Below are 20,331 nucleotides of genomic sequence, written 5' to 3' on the forward strand. Positions count from 1 at the left end.
TAAAATAGCGCAGATCTTATAGACCATTACGTTTGAAAGACTTATAAATTATTTTGTAACAAAACTACGTTGAAATACTCTTGTTATTGAACAGCACATTATAAGTTTAATATCATCTTTATTGCTATACCCAATCATAGATCTGCGGTTAAAGATTTTTAGAGACTGCAATACGATATGGTTATTCACTTTGATCTGTATTGCTATTAAAAATAACTAACCGCAATCATTCCTGATTGATTCTATCTTTGACGGCAAAAATTGATTACTACGTTGATATTATCATTGGGTGTAAATTTTTACACCCTTGCGTAAAACACCTACGCCGTCTTAGATATTCAAATATATTATCGGCTCAAGCTAACAAACACTTAAACTACCTCTCGTTATGAAATCTCTCAAATCAATTACCTCGAAACTTTTTACAATTTCATTCGCTCTCATTTTCGCAGCAGGCTGCGCAACCGTTACCGATGCCAATATCGATCTGCCTGAAACCGAAGAAACCGTGACATCCACCAACGCTCCCGATGGCTCTTTCTGGGACAACCGCGCAGGCGACAGCATGGATCCAATCATTGACCGGCCACAAACCGGCGGCGGAATGCTCGACTAATCCAATGCAACTCACTGCGTCTCTCAATCCAACTTCACTTTCTTAAAAATTACTGATATGAAATCTCTGACAAACAAACTTCTCGCTTTCTCTTTCGCTCTCATCTTCGCAGCAGGCTGCGCAACCGTTACCGATGCCAACATCGACCTGCCTGAAACCGAAGAAACCGTGACATCCACCAACGCTCCCGACGGCTCTTTCTGGGACAACCGCGCAGGCGACAGCATGGATCCAATCATTGACCGACCCAAAACCGGCGGCGGAATGCTCGACTAATCCAATACCACTCACTGCGTCTCTCAATCCAACTTCACTTTCTTAAAAATTACTGATATGAAATCTCTGACAAACAAACTTCTCGCTTTCTCTTTCGCTCTCATCTTCGCAGCAGGCTGCGCAACCGTTACCGATGCCAACATCGACCTGCCTGAAACCGAAGAAACCGTGACATCCACCAACGCTCCCGACGGCTCTTTCTGGGACAACCGCGCAGGCGACAGCATGGATCCAATCATTGACCGACCCAAAACCGGCGGCGGAATGCTCGACTAATCCAATACCACTCACTGCGTCTCTCAACCCAACTTCACTTTCTTAAAAATTACTGATATGAAATCTCTGACAAACAAACTTCTCGCTTTCTCTTTCGCTCTCATCTTCGCAGCAGGCTGCGCAACCGTTACCGATGCCAATATCGATTTGCCTGAAACCGAAGAAACCGTGACATCCACCAACGCTCCCGATGGCTCTTTCTGGGACAACCGCGCAGGCGACAGCATGGATCCAATCATCGACCGACCCAAAACCGGCGGCGGAATGCTCGATTGATGATTATTCAGATATTACTTTTTAACTTGTAATGATTCTTCCGTGCTTATTAACTATTTTCAAATTACGGACGATAAAACTACTTAATTATAAAAGTTAAGTTTGACTTTAAGTGAGTGCCATGGCAAAAAAAGTATTCATACTGCTTATTACTTTTTTTGTATCGATTGCCACCTATTCTCCTGCACAATCTCAGATTACTGACATAGAGGTATTCGATTCCAGTCCATTCATAAATGGAGAACCTATTGAGTCTGATTTACTGTGGACTTTTGCGATTTTATTTCACTCCTCCGATAAAAACCTACAGGAATCTCTTCTTCAACGAGTAAATAATCAACAATTATTAGATGCATTAGATACCTCCTCCACCCGTAATTCCATATTGAATATTGCTTTCGAATATATGGACGAGAAGATGCTGCTTATTTACCTATTGAATGAACCTTCAGAATCTGAGAGAATTTCAAAATTTGATGAATTCTATTCAAAATATGAAGCTAATCCCCTTTTAAATGACATAAATCATTCAATTTCAAAAAACGTTAAGTTAAATCTGGATGAAGTCAAATTCTCTGATTTTCCTTCAGTTTTTTTCTATTTATTAGAATATAACCAGTTTACTGATGTCATCGGCCGCGAAATTTATTCACATATTATCGAATTTTATGAGAATGAATTTCATCAGCTTCAACTCTCTAAAATAGAAACGGAACTCTACTTATCTGCACTTTTTTACGCTTATTATAGTACTGATCAATTCGGTCCCATTGCTGATATCTTTCAAGAATTAATTGCCTTCGAAAAATTTCCTATCTCTCATTCTAAACTCAATCTCTTCTGGAGCCTTGACTATGCAATGTATAGCTTGGGCTATTTAGACAGAAGTCTTGAAGTCCAAAGAGAGTTCTCACTTCCAATCTCTGATTACTTAGGAGATGAAGGCAGCATACACGCAATCTACTCAAGCCATGGCGGATACCTCTATATGCTGGGAAAATACAGGGAAGCGCGTGAAGTGTTTGAATCTACTCTTCGAAGGTCTGACAATTTGAGCGATCAGAATTTAACACGGCTCTACAATAATCTGAGTCTTGTGTATTTCAGTACAGGAGAATCCGATAAGTATATAGAAACACAGCTTAAAGCGCTCGAGCATTCGCAATCTTACAATAATTTTGATCACCAGATCGGCATACACAGAAATCTGCATATTTTTTATAGAAAAAACCAAAATTTTGAGCTCGCAAGTACCTACATCGATCGCGCGGCTGATTTAGCCGAACAGTTAGAAAACCTTGAAGACTTGATTTCTATTCTGATATCAAAATCAGTTTTTGAATCAACATATTTGAATAATATATATGAGGCAGATCAATACCTATTAAAAGCTGAAGCCCTGCTTAATGATGATATAAATAGTAGGTTTGTTATTAGAATATTTAGTGAACGTGCTGAATTACTTCAGTCGCAAGATAGAATTGATGAAAGTATTAATTATTGGAAGGAAGTCGCTAATATTGCGTTATCTCAAAATAACACCCCCATTTATCTTGAAAGTCTTGTTTCAAGGGCAAATCTAAACTTTAAACTTGGTAATTATACAGAAACTTATGATTTACTTAAAAAATTCAGAGCTCATGATATAACTGTCGTGGACTTTTCAGTTTTGACACTCTCCCGTATTGTTCAAGCAATGCTTTATCATCAGAATGGTGAATTAACTAGGGCCAAGGATTTATTTGCTGAAACAACAGAATTGGTACTTGAACGCGCCCGCTACTCTGCAGATCTAGAAACGGGATATTGGACGGTTGAAGGGGAGTATATGCAGCTTTTTGAAACCTATGCGGATTTTCTGATTGAGCGAAATATGACCACCGAAGCTGTTCAGATGCTGGATCGAATTAAAACGATAAATGATGCTTCCATGCTTCAAAACCCGCTCATCACCTCATCCCAGCTTTCTGAGGAACAGCTCAGCAGAGATCAGCAGATTACCCGTGAAATGGAAACGCTCAGGCGAAAACTTTTTGTCGCATCAAATAACGAAAGACTTCAATTAAACAATCAGATTGAAAGGCTCCAGGCTCAAAAAAGAGAGCTGTTTCGGGACCAGCGTTCCATGCCAGTCAATCAACGGGAAATTCCAATCTGGAGCATTCAGCGGTCACTTGGCAGCGACCAGGTTATGATGCACATCACAAGCATAAACGACAGTTATTACATCAGTCAGGTCACCCGCGATGACATTGATATACGAAAAGTCAACATTGATGAGGATCTGAAATCTGTTTTTGAAACTGCGATTCAAGGGATGATATCCGGCCGAACGGATCTTAATGCCCTCTATGAAATTGGTCAGATGCTAAATATCAATGATTTATCAAAGTCCTACTCATCGCTGATTTTGATTCCGGATGGATACCTTCATCAACTCCCACCCGATGTAATCCCACTGAATAAACCTGTTTCATCACACAGCTACGGTGCAACAACATTTTTAATTGAACACATGGATGTGAGAACTCTGAATCGACTGGACGACATGCGACAGCGACGTCAGAGTATAGATTTTGAATACGATTTCACCGGGTTTGGTGTAGCTGATTTTCAAAACAGTACAACCAACCGTTCGCTGATGCCGCTTCCACAGGCGCCGGGTGAGGTTAGTAAAATTCAACACAATCTGCAGAGGTTTCCAAAACGAACAGCCTTCATAGAACATGATGCTACCCCTCAAAGATTTAAAGAGATTGCTGGAAACAGCCGAATTCTGCACATGGCCACACACAGTGAAATCTCTGAGAGTGATCCGCTTTTCTCAAGACTGCACCTGCTTCCGGATCAATTTTCGGATGATCCCGATCCCGCAAATCAAATTTTTGCATATGAATTATTCGAACTGAATCTTCAGAACGAATTGATTATGCTTAATTCATGCGAATCAGGCGGTGACCGTGCAATACAGGGCAGCGGAATTATGGGATTAAGCCGGGCACTTCATTATGCAGGTGCTCAAAGTTTGATCTTAAATGCATGGTCGGTAAACGACCAGTTTGCAGCAGATTTTGCAGAAATGTTCTATCACCACATAAATGAAGGTGAAACCAAATCAAGAGCACTCCAGCTTACTAAAATTGACTTTATTAAGAACAAAAATGCCAACCCGCACTTTTGGGGGCCATATATTCTGAACGGTAACAATGAGCCATTGATTCAAAAACGCGGAGCAAACCTTGGTAACTGGCTCATCGCACTAATTTTCATCGCAGGATTTTTCGTAGTCACAAGAACCCGAAACAGTTCACTTGCTGCCTGAATTGATTAATAAGTTCCAGAAGGCCATCAGTATATTCTTACCTTAACGGGCAATCGTTTCCCCAAATCACGGCTCTTCAATTCCGATTTATCTTCGCAGACACTTATCCATTTTAGTAGTCGAACCCAGGTTATATCGCATACCGAATAATCATTGTGACACTGCATGCCACTCTTTTCGCAATTCGATAGTCAGCTTTGAGTGTTGAGCCTCTGGAGCTATTGGAAGGAATGGGTTGAAATGGATGAGATACTAAATTGCGTAATGACTTTAAACAGAAACTTCAGGAAATGCGAACTCTTTGTCTGCGGATTTCGAGTAGTGCTTTGTAAACAGGTATTAAGTTATCTCATGAGCCATCATTTCTAAAATTCACTCAACCCGCTGCCTTCTTAATGTTCCAGGCCCAATTGAAGATTGCATAATTGATAAGAGGCGCTTAACAACAGAAGCATGTGAAGGCGAATTATCTGTTTAAAGCGGATTGATGAAACAATCATCCATAAAAAAAGGCAGCGCGGTGCTATCCGGGCTGCCTGAAGTTTAACACAGAAATTAAATCAAATTTTACCTGCTTGAAAGTGCTCTGAGATAACTTTGAGCTACACGGCTGTAGGCTCCATTCATTTCAAACGCTTTTTCAAGCATGTCTTTTGCTTCCGCAATTTGATTTACTTGGAAATATGCATTTCCGAGATACCAGTAGTTGCGCTCACGTAGCATCACGTCATCATAGTTTAAGTTTTTTGCATTTTCAAATCTTTCAATTGCTTCCGAGAATTGCCCTGAATTATAGAGTATTGAACCGGATGTGATCAACAGTTCAGCCTGTTCAATTTCAGAATTCGCTCGTTCAAGCTCATGATTGAGCAGTGAAAGTGCGGCACCAACCTCTCCGGTGTTTGCTGTTGATATCGCTCTTCTCACAACATCAGATTCAACACTTTCTGTTGCCATCCCATCCGCTGACCTGTAGTAATCCAGCTCAATGGTTGAAACCGGTTTAATCATTTCGGATGTTTCAGTACTCAGGCTAAACAGGATTGCAGATCCAATCATCAGCACAACTGCTGCTGCAGCTGAAAGCCATACACGCTGAACCGGCTCTTTTCTGACCTCTTCGGATTTCTTTTGCCGTTCTTCACCAATCTGCTTTAAACTCGCAACACTTTTCATGTAATCGAGATAATATTCATTATCAATAAGCTCCGCCCAAAGTTCATCTACTTCCTGGGGTGATAGTTTACCGTCTAAATACTCCTCAATACGGTTTTCTAATTCTATATTTCTGTTGCTCTCAATCATAGGGTTACATCGTTAAGTGTTATTATTCGGTAATCTGACAGGAGATCAGTGTGTGTGTTTATTAAAAACTACAGACTTTGTGATTGTTGTAAACATCTGCTTTTATTCTGATTATGTCTGCATACTTATTTGTTCAATATCCGACAAAAGCTAAATCTACATAAACTATTGTGAATAAACTTCAACTTTGTCTGGTATTCGGACTATATACAAGAGTATCTAACCTCCCTCTTGTTACATTAAAAAATCTTAATATTTCATGATTAAACTTAACAACCGTTCACATGGGCTGTGATTCTCTTTCCTGTGTTATCGCACCGAAGTTGCTTATGTTTATGCTCAATTTTCACGTGTTATTCGAACTTCTATTATCCAATATGTTCAACTCAATTCGCCATTCACATATGACACTCTGCACTGCTGCCTTTATTTGTCTCGTTACAATTCAGACCGGTTGCATAAACCAGGAATCAAATTCTGAAGAATTTTCGATCGAACAAAAAGCAGCACAATTACTTATGGTCGGTTTCAAGGGGTTTGAAATGTCGGATACTTCTCACGTTAAGCGCGATATCGAAGAGTATGGTGTGGGTGGCGTAATCCTGTTCGATTTTGATGTCCCGACCGGAACCCCTGAGCGTAATATTAAATCCGCTGACCAGGTGGAGCAATTAAACCGATCCCTGCAGGAGATCTCTTCCATACCTCTGCTAATAGCCGTAGACCAGGAAGGCGGACGCGTGGCGCGTTTAAAAGCTGCGCGTGGATTTCCCGCAACTGTTTCAGCTGAATATCTTGGCGATCTGAACAATCCGGACAGTACACGGGCATACACTATTGAGCAAACTGAACTGCTTGCTAATATTGGATTCAACGTAAATTTTGCGCCGGTGGTTGATCTCAATACCAACCCGGAAAATCCTGTGATTGGCCAGCTCGACCGCAGCTACAGCGCGGATCCAGACATTGTAACCACTCATGCATCCATTGTAATTGAAGAGCATCAAAACCAGAACCTGCTGCCGGTTATTAAACATTTTCCGGGTCACGGCAGCGCCTGGAACGACTCTCATGTGGGAATGGCAGATGTAACCGACACCTGGGAAGAGATCGAGCTTGAACCGTATAGAAATCTGTCCCAAACCGACTTTCGCTTTGCCGTGATGACTGCGCATGTAATGAACAGCAATCTTGACGAAGAGCTTCCTGCCACACTTTCCCGGAATGTACAAACAGGCCTGCTTCGGGACGATATCGGTTTTCGCGGAATGCTTTTTTCGGATGATATGCAGATGGACGCCATTCGCTCTTTCTATGGACTCGAGTTCTCCATCGAACATGCGCTGAACGCCGGCGTGGATATGCTGATCTTTGCCAATAACTCCGTCTATCAGCCTGACATTGTTCCTGATGCCGTAAAGATTATCGTGGACCTGGTTGAGACAGGCGCGGTTTCTGAGGAGAGGATCAACGAGGCGTATGAGCGGGTGATGGAGACCAAGCGTCAGCTCGGGCTGCTTGATTGAGAAGCAGTCAGTCATGGTATTTTTGGAAGCGACGTCTCAAAATTAAACTGCCGGGCAGAAACTAAATACATGACTGAATCCGGCGTCGAGCAAGAAAAATACCATGTCTATTCACAGTTGAATTCTCTGCCCGTATAAAAGATCCGCAATGTCTTTGTGAGACATTGCGGATCTGATTTCGAGCTTTCACAAATTAATTCCTTGTCCTCAAGAGACATGGTATTTTTGAGAGCAACGTCTCAAATTCAAACTGCCAGACAGAAACTAAATAAGCGACCGAAACGGGCACGGAGTAAGAAAAATACCATGTCTTTCTCCTGAAGTCATGCCGCACCACAATGCGGCATCTCCCAATCCTGTTCGATCTGAAGACCCAGCCATTGGCATATCACTTTCCCGTGGCAACAATGGGAGATCGCGGGTCGAAGCCCGCGGTGACTACCGGGTTGCTAACAATTCCTGCCTCAATCGCCTAAATACGGCACACCCTCCTCTATCCATGCGGGAGCGGGAATTCCTTTGAGATAATGATCCATGTACTCTTTCATCTTCACCGCGTAGTCGAGGCGGTTGGCAAACTTGCGAAGGTGGTGTGGTTCGTCGTAATAGTGCAGGAACACCGACTCTTTTCCGTTTCGCCGGAGCGCAAGGTAGAGCTCGATCGACTGGTACCACGGCACCGCCTCATCAGCATCACCGTGCTGAATCATGATAGGCGTGTTGATGCGATCAGCAAAAAAGACCGGTGAATTTTCGATGTAGGGCTTTGGATTCTCCCAGAGGCTTACGCCCAGACGGCTCTGCGTCTGCTCATACTGAAACTGACGCGCCAGCCCGGTTCCCCATCGAATACCGCTATAGGCGCTGGTCATGTTGCCAACCGGAGCTCCCGCCACCGCAGCCGCAAACATGTCCGTTTCCGTGACCATGTGGGCCGCCAGGTAACCACTCCAGGAGTGTCCGTGGAGTCCGATGGCGTCCGGATCGGCCACGCCCATCTCCACCAGTTTGTGCACGCCCGGCACGATGCTTTTTGTGGCCGAATAGCCCGGCTGGGGAATATCAAACCAGACATCAGGCATAAAAAAGACATAGCCGTCACTCACATACTGGGCGACATTAGGCCGGTGATTCGTCACAGGGTGGTTAAAATCGTGCAGCCGCTGCGAAAACCGCTCATAAAAATAGATAAACACCGGGTAGGTCTGCTCAGGATCGTAATCGTCGGGATACACCACAATGCCCTGGGTCTTTTTACCGTCCACATCCAGCCAGTCGATCAGCTCCGCATGACCCCAGTTCCACTGTTCTTTTAGGTCATCATAGAGAGTTGTCTGTTTCGAGGTATTCCGGAAACGCCAGCTGTCGCTTACCCAGAGATTGGGATAGACATCATACTTCTGCTTTGTAAACAGAACCCTGTCGCTGTTCTCAGCTTTTGCAACCAGATCAAACCTCATCTCGCCTCCAAGCAGTTCAGTCACACCGCTCCGGCCGATACGGGATTCATAAAACCCGTAATTCTTCTCCATCTCATCAAACATGGTCAACAGCAGCCGCTCGTTCCGGCTGAAGGTGTGGCGCTCCGGATCAAGATCGCGGATTCTGTAGATCCGCTGATCCTCTCTCCCCTTTCCGTCTGTGACCGACCGAACCCCATCCGCTGCTGCATCAAACTGCCAGATATCGTATTTGTCGTAGATGATTACAGATCGATCATTGTCGGTCCAGCCGGCAATTCCGTATCCGCCGGATGGCTGTGGGCGGTCGTTATCTTCATCTGCAAACGGCACATCCAGGCCTTCGGTCAGATTTCGAACCTGGCCGGTTTCACTGTTCATGATATTCCAGTCTTCGCCATCAAACCAGGCGGCAAAATCTCCGTTAGGCGAAAGTGACGCCCCAAACCGCTGCTGCGTTATAAACTGAGTTTGCCCCCCTGTCTCAAGGTCGATCAGGTAATAATCGCGGTATCGACCATCATGCGTAATCAATTGTCTGTAAGAAAGATCCGATGAGCCGATTATGTGACCAGTGTTGTGGCTCACCGAAACATAAGGGAGTTCTTTCACCGCCAGCTGAACCGATCGGCCCTCATCCAAATGATAAACGGCCGTGTAGAGATGATTTTTTCGATTGTTAAACGTCTGTTTCTCATGCGTTTTGATCAGCGGATCATCCCAGTGCCACACTTTGCCTTCAACTTCATTCAGGATGTGACCAAGATCATACATATTGTCGGCCGTGAGCGAATCACTCTTCTCTTCGCGCTCATCCAGGGCGACCATATCGGCATCTTTCACGCCATAAAAAAGGCGCTCACCATCGTAGGTCCAGGTCAGGTTGTTGCGCGATCGCAGCCGGTATCCAACCTCCACATCGTCCGGCGTCACCAGGAATTCCGGTTCACCGTCAAATGCCTGCCAGGTAACGATCGATGCATCGTTCAGGCGATTGTCGTGCGCGGTGTCGATCTCGGTGGCCGTCAATGCAAGCCGGCCTCGACTCTGATCCCACGAAAAATTATTGTAGTATGCATAGGAGTTTGCCAAGAGCTGAACCGGCTCCAGTCCTTCATCCAGATCGATCGCAAACAGCGCGTTGTTTTCACCCAGCGTATCCACCGTGGAGTAGACAAAATAGTTCGAGGTGCTGTCGATCGACATAGCGTTTACAAACGGAAGCTCAAGAGTGTCATCCGACTGCAGGTTGATCAGTTTGCGGGGCGATCCGACGTGCGGATTATCGGATTCAAAATCTTGTGGCTGTTCGAGAGACACCACCAGCCAGTTGCCGTCATTTGAAAACTCAAAACCGGTTACATTTTCAATCTCCTGACGTTCGCCGTCTGCCAGATTCAGAATAAAGAGGCTGTTTTTCGGTCCGTTGCGTCCCGCATTTTCCAGTTCCAGGAAAGGTGGTTTTACGATCGCTGCCGCAAACGCTCCGTTTGATGAGATCTGCGGTCGCTCGCCGCGCTCAATCAAATACTCCGTATCTCCATCCACCTGTTTGATGCGGACCTCGCCATCACCACGTTCCGGCCAGACGCCAAATGCAATCCAGTCGCCGTCAGCAGAAATAACCGGGTTATCGATCGATTTGAACTGCATCACATCCTCGAACGTGAACTGTTCCTGGGCTGTAGCTGTGGAGTGAAATGCAGTGGTAATAAAAATCAGGGCACACATTAAAAGTGCGGATTGTATTCGTAATCTCATAAACGGTTTGCTTACTTTTGGTTTGATGTAGAAGAAACAGAAAAAGCGATCAACCTGCTACCTGTAACCTCCAATTAAACAATCTTTCACAGATGTCCATCGCAAAAGAGTTCACCATCGAGCAGCTTATTGAAAAGTTTGAGGGTGCCAAAACGATAATTCATGAGTACGGTAGTCTCCCGCGTGAGACCGTTTTATACAAATTGAATCCGGAGACCTGGAGCTGCGTTGAGGTTTGTCAGCATTTGATTCAGTTCAATAAGCTGTACATCAACCAGATGAATTCAGCGATCGAAAAACTTAACGCAATTCCGGCAGCGCAAAACGGCCATACGTTCTCACCTAAATGGAGTGCGAGAAAGCTGGCGGGTTATATGGAGCCGCCTTATTCGTTCGGCATTAAAACCGTGAAACCGATGAAGCCGGATGGCAGTGAGTCAGATCCTGCTGAAACCATTGAACGGCTGATTGAAGTTCAGGATGAGCTGATTGAGCTTCTGAAAAGAGCCGATAGCGAAAACTGGGATCTGGATAAGATTAAGGGCCGTCATCCGCTGATTAAACTGCTGCGGCTATCACTTACAGATTTTCTCATTATTATGGATGCTCATCAGCGCAGACATATCTGGCAGATTGAGCAGATTTTGAAACGGATACCTCAGTAGGAATTCTCGCGAAGGGGAGTAGTCAGAATCTGGGGTTATTCTCGCAAAGGCGCAAAGGCGCGACGGTATATGTGTTTGTGCACGCAGGGGCGAGACGGCGCAGGGGTTTTATGTAGGGATTTTTATTCAATCTCGCATTACCTATAAATGATTACCTTGCGTCTTTGCGGCGTGGCGAGCCCACTGTTTCTGCATCAAATCTCCATTATTTCATCCCAGCGTGTTGTGTAGCGTTTGCTCAGGTGTTCCTGTTTCATTTGCCAGGATTGGTTGTTTCCCACACCTGTGCCGGCTACACTCATCGTTTGACTGCCATACCTTGCATTTACAGAATCCATGCACTCCATCAAATCGTGCTGTTTTTGTGTGTAGGCTTGTTCACTAAAGAGATTAGTCTGAATTTCCGCCTCCGGAACAATTCCGGTTAGCATCACCCACGCTTTTTTGTACTTCTTACAGGGATCAAACAGACGATTCACCACAGACACAGCGGCCATAGCAAGGGTTGTTGTATCTGCAGTTGGGTTCGGCAGAGACACATCGATTCCAAATTTGTATGGTTTTCCAGGATTTTCATATTTATTGGTCACAAGAGTTACACAGATGTTACTCGCAACGGATTTTTGGGCACGTAGTTTTTCCGCTGCCCGACTGGCGAAGAGCGTCACTGCCTCCCGCATATCGTCCACATTTTCTACCGGAGTGCCAAACGATCGTGAACTTAGTATTCCTTTCCTCGGCTCTGTTGTCTGTTCAACGGTTTGGCATGGTCTTCCGCGAAGTTCCCACACCGTTCGGAGTCCGGTTACTTTCATGGTGCTGCGAATCCATGCATCGGACTGACGGCTTAGCTGCCAGGCGGTATCAATCCCGTATTTGTGCAGAGTTTTCGAGTAATTTCTGCCAACGCCCCAGACATCATCAACCGATGTTCTCTTTAACACTTTTTCTGTTCGATGTTCGCTATCGAGTACCAGTACTCCGTTCAGAGCCGAGAACTCTTTTGCCGTTTCATTGGCTATTTTCGCCAGCGTCTTCGTTTTTGCGATTCCAACCGATACAGGAATACCGGTCCAGCGCAGCACCCGCTGACGGTTCCATTGACCATACTCGCTGAGTGAGCTCATGTATGCGGATGAAAGTTCAGCAAATGCCTCATCAATGCTGTACACTTCCAGGTTTGGCGTGCAGGTTTTAAGCGTCTCCATAACACGGCTGCTCATATCTCCGTAGAGTGCATAATTTGATGACCTGACCGCTATGTTGTGTTGTCGAATCATCGGGCGGACTTTGAATTCCGGAATCCCCATCGGTATGCCGGCTTCCTTTGCTTCGGCCGAACGTGCAATCACACAGCCATCATTATTTGATAAAATTACAACCGGACGGTTAATTAATGACGGATCAAATACCCGTTCGCAGGAGGCGTAAAAATTGTTACAATCGATCAGCGCAAAAAAGGATGGCGCAGCATTTTCCATGATTATACAGACCGGTACGTTATTGGAACAGGTTTGAGAAAGGTTTAAATGCAGGAGTGAATGATATGGGATACCACTCCCCACATCAGCTCTTCGGCCGGCCGGTCTCTGTCCAGATGAATAAACCGGTTGCCAGACAACTGAAGAGACCATCTTCGACCTCGGTTCCATAACCTGCAAACACGATGCTCACCCTCTACCCTCGCGATAACAAGCGAGTGATGTTTAAATGCCAGCGATCGGTCCACGACGAGAAGATCCCCATCAAACACCCCCAATTCTTCGTCATCTGAACCTTTCACCCGGCAAAAAAACGTAGCGGATGGATTCCGAACCACGTGCTCCTGAAGGTTTAATCGATCCTCAAGATGATCTGTTGCCGGAGATGGAAAACCGGTCTCCGTAGAACGTTTTATCTTAAGCCTGTTTTTCTGCAAGCTTCCCGGTTGTTGTGCCTGTGCAATCATAGTGATCCTCCTATATATTTATATGTAAAATATATGTGTGATGGCGGCACTTTGCAACTTATTTTACCAAATTCCGGCAAACCGGGTTATGAAAACTGCATGATGATTTCTGTAACACAATGGCCGGCAGTTTTCAACCGATCCACTGCTAAATACTTTAAGCATTCACTTTGTTTTGATGTATCTTCATCAAAATTGTTAATCGACTTTTTAGTTACTGAGAATATGTCAATCCTGCTTATTTCGAAAACAAGAAATATGGAACCTTTCAGAGATGCACTTCTGAATCACGACAACAATCTGGATGTTGAAATCTGGCCGGACATCAAATCGAAGGATCGGGTGAATTTCGCAGTTGCCTGGAACCAGCCAAAGGAGCAGTTTTCCAGCTATCCTAACCTTCAGGTAGTCTCCTCTCTCGGGGCCGGAGCGGATCACTTACTGAAAGATCCATCCATCCCAAAAGAAGTGAAACTCACTCGTCTGGTTGCTCCAAAACTCTCCGAACAGATGTGCGATTACGTTGTGATGTCTGCGCTGAATATGATACGGCAATTCGCAAGTTACACACGGCAGCAGATCCGGGCCGACTGGAAACCGCACTCACAGTATCAAAAAGAGAATTTGATGGTTGGAATCATGGGGCTGGGGGAACTTGGAACGAATGTAGCAAAGCGATTGACCGCCAACGGATTTAAAGTTTCTGGCTGGGCCAAATCAAAAAAATCCATTCCGAGTGTAATTACATACCCCGAAGATCAGCTCGATCCTTTTCTTGCGGATACAAATATCCTGGTGTGCCTGCTTCCTCTCACCGCTGAAACGGAGGGGATATTAAACCTGGACCTCTTTAAAAAGCTGGCAAATCCGGGGTTTTTAATCAATGTAGCCCGTGGTGAGCATCTTGTTGAAGAGGATCTGATATATGCCCTTGATATGAACCTGATCAAACGGTCAACACTGGACGTTTTTGAAACAGAGCCGCTGCCCGAATCGCATCCTTTCTGGAGCCGTGAGAAAATCAGCATCACACCTCATATTGCATCCGTTACCCACCCGGATGAAATTGCCGGCCTGATTCTCGATAACTACAAACGAATGCTATCCAAACAGGAATTAATAAACCAGGTTGATCGTCAGAGAGGTTATTGATCCAAGAATCGATGTTTTATATTCTATTCAGATCCCGTACGAAGAATCGGGTCGTATCTATAGAGTAATTGAATTTGATTATCTTCGTTCAGACGAATAAAACCAGGTAATATCAGAAATATTCGATGTATGAAACGATTGATTCCTATACTTATCCTTACCGCAATTTTTTTCACGGGCTGCCTGAGTCCGGTGACCGAACTTTACCCGGAGGATGAAGAGCTGCGGCCGATTGAAATGTATCTTGTGAGCCACGGCTGGCATGTGGGAATTGCCGTTGAATCTTCTGCAATTGAACACAAGTTACCTGAACATGAACGGATGCCTTCAGCACAATACCTGAAATTCGGATGGGGAGATGGGCGCTATTATACCGATAGTGATGCTGGGTTCTGGCTGTTACTCCGAGCTGCGATGCTGCCCACCCGCAGTGTGATTCACATCGTGGGAATTGATATGCCGATTGACAGATATTTTTCAGCCAGTGATGTGATTAAAATCAAAATATCGGAAGAGGGTGCCGATCATTTTGCTGAATTTGTTAGAGACCGGTTCCGGCTTGATGATGACGGAGAGGTTGTTTTTGCAGCTGACGGGCTTTATAGTAACAGCGCATTTTTTAATGCAACCGGTAGATACTATCTTCCGAAAACGTCGAATACCTGGACGGCACGCGCTCTTCGTCAAACCGGTTACCCGATCACGCCAATTTACTCCCTCACCTCCGGAAATGTAATTCAGCAGGCCAGGAAAGATGGTGAAGTTATCCAGCTGAGATGATCATCCTGTTGTCCGGCCCGGTTTTCAGCATTGTCAATCTGGAGTTATCAGCCGAGAGTTACATCTAAAACCATCATCACACAAAACCCAATAACAGTACCAAGTGTGGCCAAATCGGTATTTCCGTGGCGCTGCGATGTGGGTATCAGCTCCTCCACCACCACAAAAATCATCGCTCCGGCGGCGAAACCGAGAGCATAAGGCAAAATAGGCTGAATGAAAATAACAGCCAGTGCGCCAATGACAGCAGAAGGCGGATTCACCAATCCTGAAAGCTGTCCGTAATTAAAACTCAATCCCCTGCTAACCCCTTCGCCCCTCAACGGCATGGATACCGCCATTCCCTCGGGCAGGTTCTGAATGCTGATTCCAATAGCAAGCGCAACTGCACCGGCTACCGTGGCAGTTCCCGTTGGATCTATACCTGTAGCTGCAGCTCCGAAAAGCACACCAACAGCAAGTCCCTCGGGAATGTTATGGAGAGTAATGGCCATGACCAGCAGCGTGGCCCGGCGCCATTTTGTTTTCACGCCTTCAGCCATCTCCTTGGGCATGCCAAGGTGCAGGTGCGGAACGTATGCATCGGCTACCCGTATCGTAAACGCACCTAATAAAAAGCCCACCGTAGCAGGCAGCCATTTAACATGCCCCAAAGATTCAGACATCGACATAGATGGTTCCAGCAGTGACCAAATTGTAGCCGCTATCATTACTCCGGCAGCAAAACCCAGGGCAAAATCAAGAAATTTTACGCTGACCTCTTTTTTCATATAAACTACAGCGGCACCAATGGCAGTCGTAATCCATGCTAAGGTTCCAGCAAAAAATGCCTGCCAGACGGGACCGAGTTCATAAAACCATGTAGTTAGTAATTCCATATACTTATCGTTAAACATTTAGAATTGCAACGTTGAAAAGTACAATATTTAGGAAAGACTAAAAATTTTTTTTCTGATACCTTTACATGTATACATTATTCCCAAAGCGAATACGAACGCTTAAGTTTTGTTGTAAAATCTAATCAATCTGCCCGTGCACACTCATCGAAAAACCTTATATTTATTAGATAATTTTGTGTCCGCTCAACTACAGAAATTGAGAACTATTTAGTCATCACATTAAGCACAACAGATGCAATTGGTGCTCAACCAGGAAACCGTTTTGCAGCCATTTGTGTTGTTCCAAAAAATCAAACTTCATAAACACTTTTCTTCCTCATGCAGATTCAGTTTAATAAAGAGCCATTTGCAAACCGACACATTGGACCTTCTGATTCAGATATTAAAGAAATGCTTTCACTCTCTGAAGTAGATAGCCTGGATCAGCTGATCGGCGAAACCATTCCCAAAAAAATTCGCCTCGAAAAAGAACTGGAACTGCCGCGGGCACTTTCTGAAGATGAGTATCTCGATTCCATACGCGAAATCGCGTCTAAAAATAGTGTATTTAAATCGTTCATCGGGATGGGATATTACGAAACGGTAACGCCAAATGTGATCCTTCGAAATGTGCTTGAGAATCCAGGATGGTACACTGCCTATACACCGTACCAGGCAGAGATCGCACAGGGCCGGCTTGAAGCTTTGATCAATTTTCAAACTGCCGTTACGGATCTCACCGGCATGGAGATTGCCAACTCCTCTCTGCTTGATGAGGGAACAGCTGCAGCCGAGGCGGCATCCATGCTGCACAGCCGGCGCAAGGGCAAGAAACGAAAACAGGCGAATACATTTTTTATCAGCGATAATTGCCATCCGCAAACCATTTCGGTGCTTAAAAACCGGATGGAGCCGATCGGCATTGAACTTAAAATCGGGGATGTTAATAAACTTGATTTAACTGACCCTGAACTCTTTGGAATTCTGCTGCAGTACCCCGGCAGTGACGGAAACGTACAGGATTTCACTCCGCTTATCTCTTCTGCTCACAAAAACAGTGTATATGTTACCGTTGCGGCTGACCTGCTCAGTCTTACACTATTGAAATCACCTGGTGAAATGGGAGCTGACGTGGTGGTCGGATCAACCCAGCGATTCGGAGTACCAATGGGATATGGCGGCCCGCACGCCGCATATTTTGCAACGAAAGAGGAATTTAAACGTCAGATCCCGGGCCGGATTATCGGGGTAACGCAGGATGCTGAAGGCCATAACGCGTATCGCATGGCGCTACAGACACGCGAACAGCACATTCGCCGTGAAAAGGCAACCTCCAACATCTGCACGGCACAAGTACTGCTTGCTGTAATTTCCGGGTTTTATGCGGTCTATCACGGCCCCGACGGCCTGAAACGTATCGCGGCACGGGTTCACGGACTGGCAAAACTGGCACACGCTGGGTTATCAAAAATGGGGTTTACTTTATCACACGATTCATTTTTTGATACCATCACTGTTGAGATTGAGAATGATGAGATCGTTGAAAAAATCCGGAAAAGTGCCCTGAGCAAAAAAATGAACTTCAGGTACGAGGGTACAGAGATTGGAATATCCTTTGATGAAAATAAAACGCTTGATGACCTTCGAACCGTACATTCAATATTTGAGTCTGCTGCCGGAAAGAACAATACATTTAATGTTGATGAAGCCGCTGAACTGATCAAAGTCGATTTTCCGAAAGAGATCAGCCGGACAACAGATTTCCTGGAGCACCCTGTTTTCAACCAGTTTCACTCCGAACATGAGATGCTCCGATACCTGAAAATGCTCGAAAACCGGGATTTAGACCTCACCCACTCGATGATTTCTCTCGGGTCATGCACAATGAAACTGAACGCCACAACGGAGATGATTCCGCTTACCTGGCCGGAGTTTGGAAAAATTCATCCATTTGCGCCAAAAGAGCAGGCCATAGGTTATCAACAACTTTTTGATGAGCTGGGCAGCTGGCTCGAAGAGATTACGGGATTCCATTCCGTTTCTCTGCAGCCGAATTCCGGCGCTCAGGGAGAATATGCCGGTTTGATGGCTATCCGCGCCTATCATATTCACAACGGAGATTCACACCGGAATGTAACGATTGTCCCCTCCTCGGCTCACGGAACCAATCCTGCAAGCGCTGTGATGGCGGGCATGAATGTTGTAATCACCAAATGTGATGACCAGGGGAACATCGATCTCGATGACCTGCGTGAAAAAATCGATCAGCATAAAGAAAACCTCGCTGCACTGATGGTCACGTATCCGTCCACTCACGGTGTGTTTGAAGAAGATATCCGTGAAATTTGTGATGAGATCCATCAAAACGGCGGGCTCGTCTATATGGATGGCGCAAACATGAATGCGCAGGTCGGGCTGACCTCCCCTGCCGTAATTGGAGCTGATGTGTGCCATCTGAACCTTCACAAAACGTTTTGCATTCCGCACGGCGGCGGTGGGCCCGGTATGGGTCCGATTGGCGTGGTTGAAAAACTGGCGCCTTTTTTACCCGGTCACGATATTGTCGCAACCGGCGGAGAACATTCCATTGATGCCATTGCATCCGCTCCGTTCGGCAGTGCAAGCATCTTAACCATTTCGCACGCCTACATCCGCATGATGGGTGCAGAGGGACTGACACGGGCAACCAAAATTGCGATCCTGAATGCCAACTACCTGAAAGATCGCCTGAAAGATCACTACCCGATTTTATATACCGGAAAGGGCGGTCACTCCGCACACGAGTTCATCATCGATCTGCGGGGATTTAAGCAGTCTGCCGGCATCGAATCGGTGGATGTTGCAAAACGGCTGATGGATTACGGTTTTCATGCCCCTACGATGTCGTTCCCCGTTCCCGGCACGCTAATGATTGAGCCAACGGAGAGTGAATCAAAACCGGAGCTGGACCGATTCTGTGATGCCATGATCGGTATCCGGAATGAAATCCGTGAGATTGAAAAAGAAAATGCAGATCCCAAAAACAACGTCCTGAAAAATGCACCGCACACCATGAGAGTTGCACTTGATGAAAACTGGAACAAGCCCTACTCACGGGAAAAGGCCGTGTTCCCGATACCGGAACTCCGATTCAACAAATTCTGGCCTTCAGTAAGCCGTGTGGATGATGCTTATGGGGATCGCAACCTGATGTGTACCTGTGTACCTGTTGAAGAGTATGCCAAGGGACAGCCGATTGAATCTGTCTCTTAACCGGCCTGAATCCAGTGTGAAGGCTTTCTTCATTATGATAACCTGAGTTCAGTTATTAAATTTGAGGGATATCACAAAAACAGTTCAACAAGGGCGTTATTTAAGTTAATTCGTCAACCATTATTTTCATGCCGGACTTAGATCCGGCATCTCCAGCCTTTTGTTAATGACATTAGATCACGTTCCGAACGTTTTCGGGATGCGAGATGACGCCCTCTTTGATCTGTTTTTGCCATTTTTTAAATAGAACTCAGGTTGTTAGAATAATCTTGATTTGATATAGTGAGTCATCACGCTGCTTCAGGAATATAAAAACATTAAATACTCACTCTAAAGCCTTGGTGTCTGAAATCTTAAATAGATTTAATCATATATATACTGATTGATATCTTATAAAATTTTAACCCCTCAGACACTCAAAAAACAATACCTTGAGTCAAAGAAAATATTTGAAATTGGTATTGATATGAATAAAAAAGTAGTTATTGTAGAGGACGATCAGTTATTAGGAATTGTACTTGAGAAGATGGCAAATTCGCTGGACCTCGAGGTGCTGGATATATCGCAGACAGGCTCAGGTGCTGTTGAATCCATCCAGAAACACAATCCCGACCTCATCTTTATGGATATTCAGCTTGCGGATGATGTTAATGGAATACAGGCGATGCAGCAGATCAGAAATCACTCCAACGCGCCGGTAATCTACATTACAGGGCAATCTGACCTGAATACCCGTAAACAGGCCTCACAGGTTCAAAATTCATTTTTCATGATTAAACCTGTGAATATTCATGATTTAAAATCTGCAATCAATGGCATTGAGATGCCCACAGCATAA

16 protein-coding genes are annotated in these 20,331 nt (G+C 45.1%); 11 read left to right on the forward strand and 5 right to left on the reverse strand.

Annotated elements, in window-relative coordinates:
- The first annotated feature begins 388 nt into the window (after nucleotides 1-388).
- From DYD21_RS15835 to DYD21_RS15855, 5 genes are all read left to right on the forward strand, one after another.
- Complete coding sequence (locus DYD21_RS15835) at nucleotides 389-616, forward strand: hypothetical protein (RefSeq protein ID WP_116037980.1); 228 nt, start codon at nucleotides 389-391, stop codon at nucleotides 614-616.
- Between the two features lie 57 nt (nucleotides 617-673).
- Complete coding sequence (locus DYD21_RS15840; RefSeq protein ID WP_116037981.1) at nucleotides 674-892, forward strand: hypothetical protein; 219 nt, start codon at nucleotides 674-676, stop codon at nucleotides 890-892.
- 57 nt (nucleotides 893-949) lie between these two features.
- Nucleotides 950-1,168 (forward strand): hypothetical protein, encoded by a 219-nt coding sequence (locus DYD21_RS15845; protein WP_116037981.1) that lies wholly within the window; start codon nucleotides 950-952, stop codon nucleotides 1,166-1,168.
- 57 nt (nucleotides 1,169-1,225) lie between these two features.
- On the forward strand, nucleotides 1,226-1,444 hold the full coding sequence (locus tag DYD21_RS15850) for a hypothetical protein (protein WP_116037981.1): 219 nt from the start codon (nucleotides 1,226-1,228) through the stop codon (nucleotides 1,442-1,444).
- A 121-nt stretch (nucleotides 1,445-1,565) separates the two neighbouring features.
- A complete protein-coding gene (locus DYD21_RS15855; RefSeq protein WP_116037982.1) occupies nucleotides 1,566-4,766 on the forward strand; it encodes a CHAT domain-containing protein in 3,201 nt (1,066 codons plus the stop codon).
- A 567-nt stretch (nucleotides 4,767-5,333) separates the two neighbouring features.
- Here DYD21_RS15855 and DYD21_RS15860 read toward each other — a convergent pair.
- Nucleotides 5,334-6,071, reverse strand: coding sequence for a hypothetical protein (locus tag DYD21_RS15860; protein ID WP_116037983.1), 738 nt, complete (start codon nucleotides 6,069-6,071; stop codon nucleotides 5,334-5,336).
- 377 nt (nucleotides 6,072-6,448) lie between these two features.
- Here DYD21_RS15860 and DYD21_RS15865 point away from each other — a divergent pair, with 377 nt between their 5' ends.
- Nucleotides 6,449-7,597, forward strand: coding sequence for a glycoside hydrolase family 3 protein (locus DYD21_RS15865; protein WP_158607330.1), 1,149 nt, complete (start codon nucleotides 6,449-6,451; stop codon nucleotides 7,595-7,597).
- 464 nt (nucleotides 7,598-8,061) lie between these two features.
- On the opposite strand, the gene DYD21_RS15870 is transcribed toward DYD21_RS15865, so the two are convergent.
- Nucleotides 8,062-10,818 carry a prolyl oligopeptidase family serine peptidase gene (locus DYD21_RS15870; RefSeq protein ID WP_116037985.1) on the reverse strand — a complete coding sequence of 919 codons (2,757 nt, stop codon included), beginning with the start codon at nucleotides 10,816-10,818 and terminating at the stop codon, nucleotides 8,062-8,064.
- Nucleotides 10,819-10,910: 92 nt separating this feature from the next.
- Between DYD21_RS15870 and DYD21_RS15875 the strand changes: the two genes are divergently transcribed.
- On the forward strand, nucleotides 10,911-11,483 hold the full coding sequence (locus tag DYD21_RS15875) for a DinB family protein (protein WP_116037986.1): 573 nt from the start codon (nucleotides 10,911-10,913) through the stop codon (nucleotides 11,481-11,483).
- Between the two features lie 194 nt (nucleotides 11,484-11,677).
- Here DYD21_RS15875 and DYD21_RS15880 read toward each other — a convergent pair whose 3' ends face one another.
- Nucleotides 11,678-12,964: a Y-family DNA polymerase gene (locus tag DYD21_RS15880; protein ID WP_116037987.1), complete on the reverse strand. Its 1,287-nt coding sequence runs from the start codon at nucleotides 12,962-12,964 to the stop codon at nucleotides 11,678-11,680.
- A gap of 44 nt (nucleotides 12,965-13,008) precedes the next feature.
- Nucleotides 13,009-13,431, reverse strand: coding sequence for a S24 family peptidase (locus DYD21_RS15885; protein WP_116037988.1), 423 nt, complete (start codon nucleotides 13,429-13,431; stop codon nucleotides 13,009-13,011).
- Between the two features lie 258 nt (nucleotides 13,432-13,689).
- On the opposite strand from DYD21_RS15885, the gene DYD21_RS15890 reads away from it, so the two are divergent.
- Nucleotides 13,690-14,583, forward strand: coding sequence for a glyoxylate/hydroxypyruvate reductase A (locus tag DYD21_RS15890; RefSeq protein ID WP_233505564.1), 894 nt, complete (start codon nucleotides 13,690-13,692; stop codon nucleotides 14,581-14,583).
- A 129-nt stretch (nucleotides 14,584-14,712) separates the two neighbouring features.
- The gene (locus tag DYD21_RS15895) at nucleotides 14,713-15,363 is read left to right on the forward strand and encodes a DUF2459 domain-containing protein (protein WP_116037989.1); all 651 of its coding nucleotides are present in this window, start codon (nucleotides 14,713-14,715) and stop codon (nucleotides 15,361-15,363) included.
- Between the two features lie 47 nt (nucleotides 15,364-15,410).
- On the opposite strand, the gene DYD21_RS15900 is transcribed toward DYD21_RS15895, so the two are convergent.
- The gene (locus tag DYD21_RS15900) at nucleotides 15,411-16,241 is read right to left on the reverse strand and encodes a ZIP family metal transporter (RefSeq protein WP_116038071.1); all 831 of its coding nucleotides are present in this window, start codon (nucleotides 16,239-16,241) and stop codon (nucleotides 15,411-15,413) included.
- Nucleotides 16,242-16,580: 339 nt separating this feature from the next.
- Here DYD21_RS15900 and gcvP point away from each other — a divergent pair, with 339 nt between their 5' ends.
- Entirely contained in the window at nucleotides 16,581-19,493 is a 2,913-nt protein-coding gene (gene gcvP, locus DYD21_RS15905) for an aminomethyl-transferring glycine dehydrogenase (RefSeq protein WP_116037990.1), read from the forward strand.
- 466 nt (nucleotides 19,494-19,959) lie between these two features.
- A complete protein-coding gene (locus tag DYD21_RS15910) occupies nucleotides 19,960-20,331 on the forward strand; it encodes a response regulator (RefSeq protein ID WP_147303616.1) in 372 nt (123 codons plus the stop codon).

It is taken from the genome of Rhodohalobacter sp. SW132, from assembly GCF_003390325.1.
Lineage (GTDB): Bacteria > Bacteroidota > Rhodothermia > Balneolales > Balneolaceae > SW132.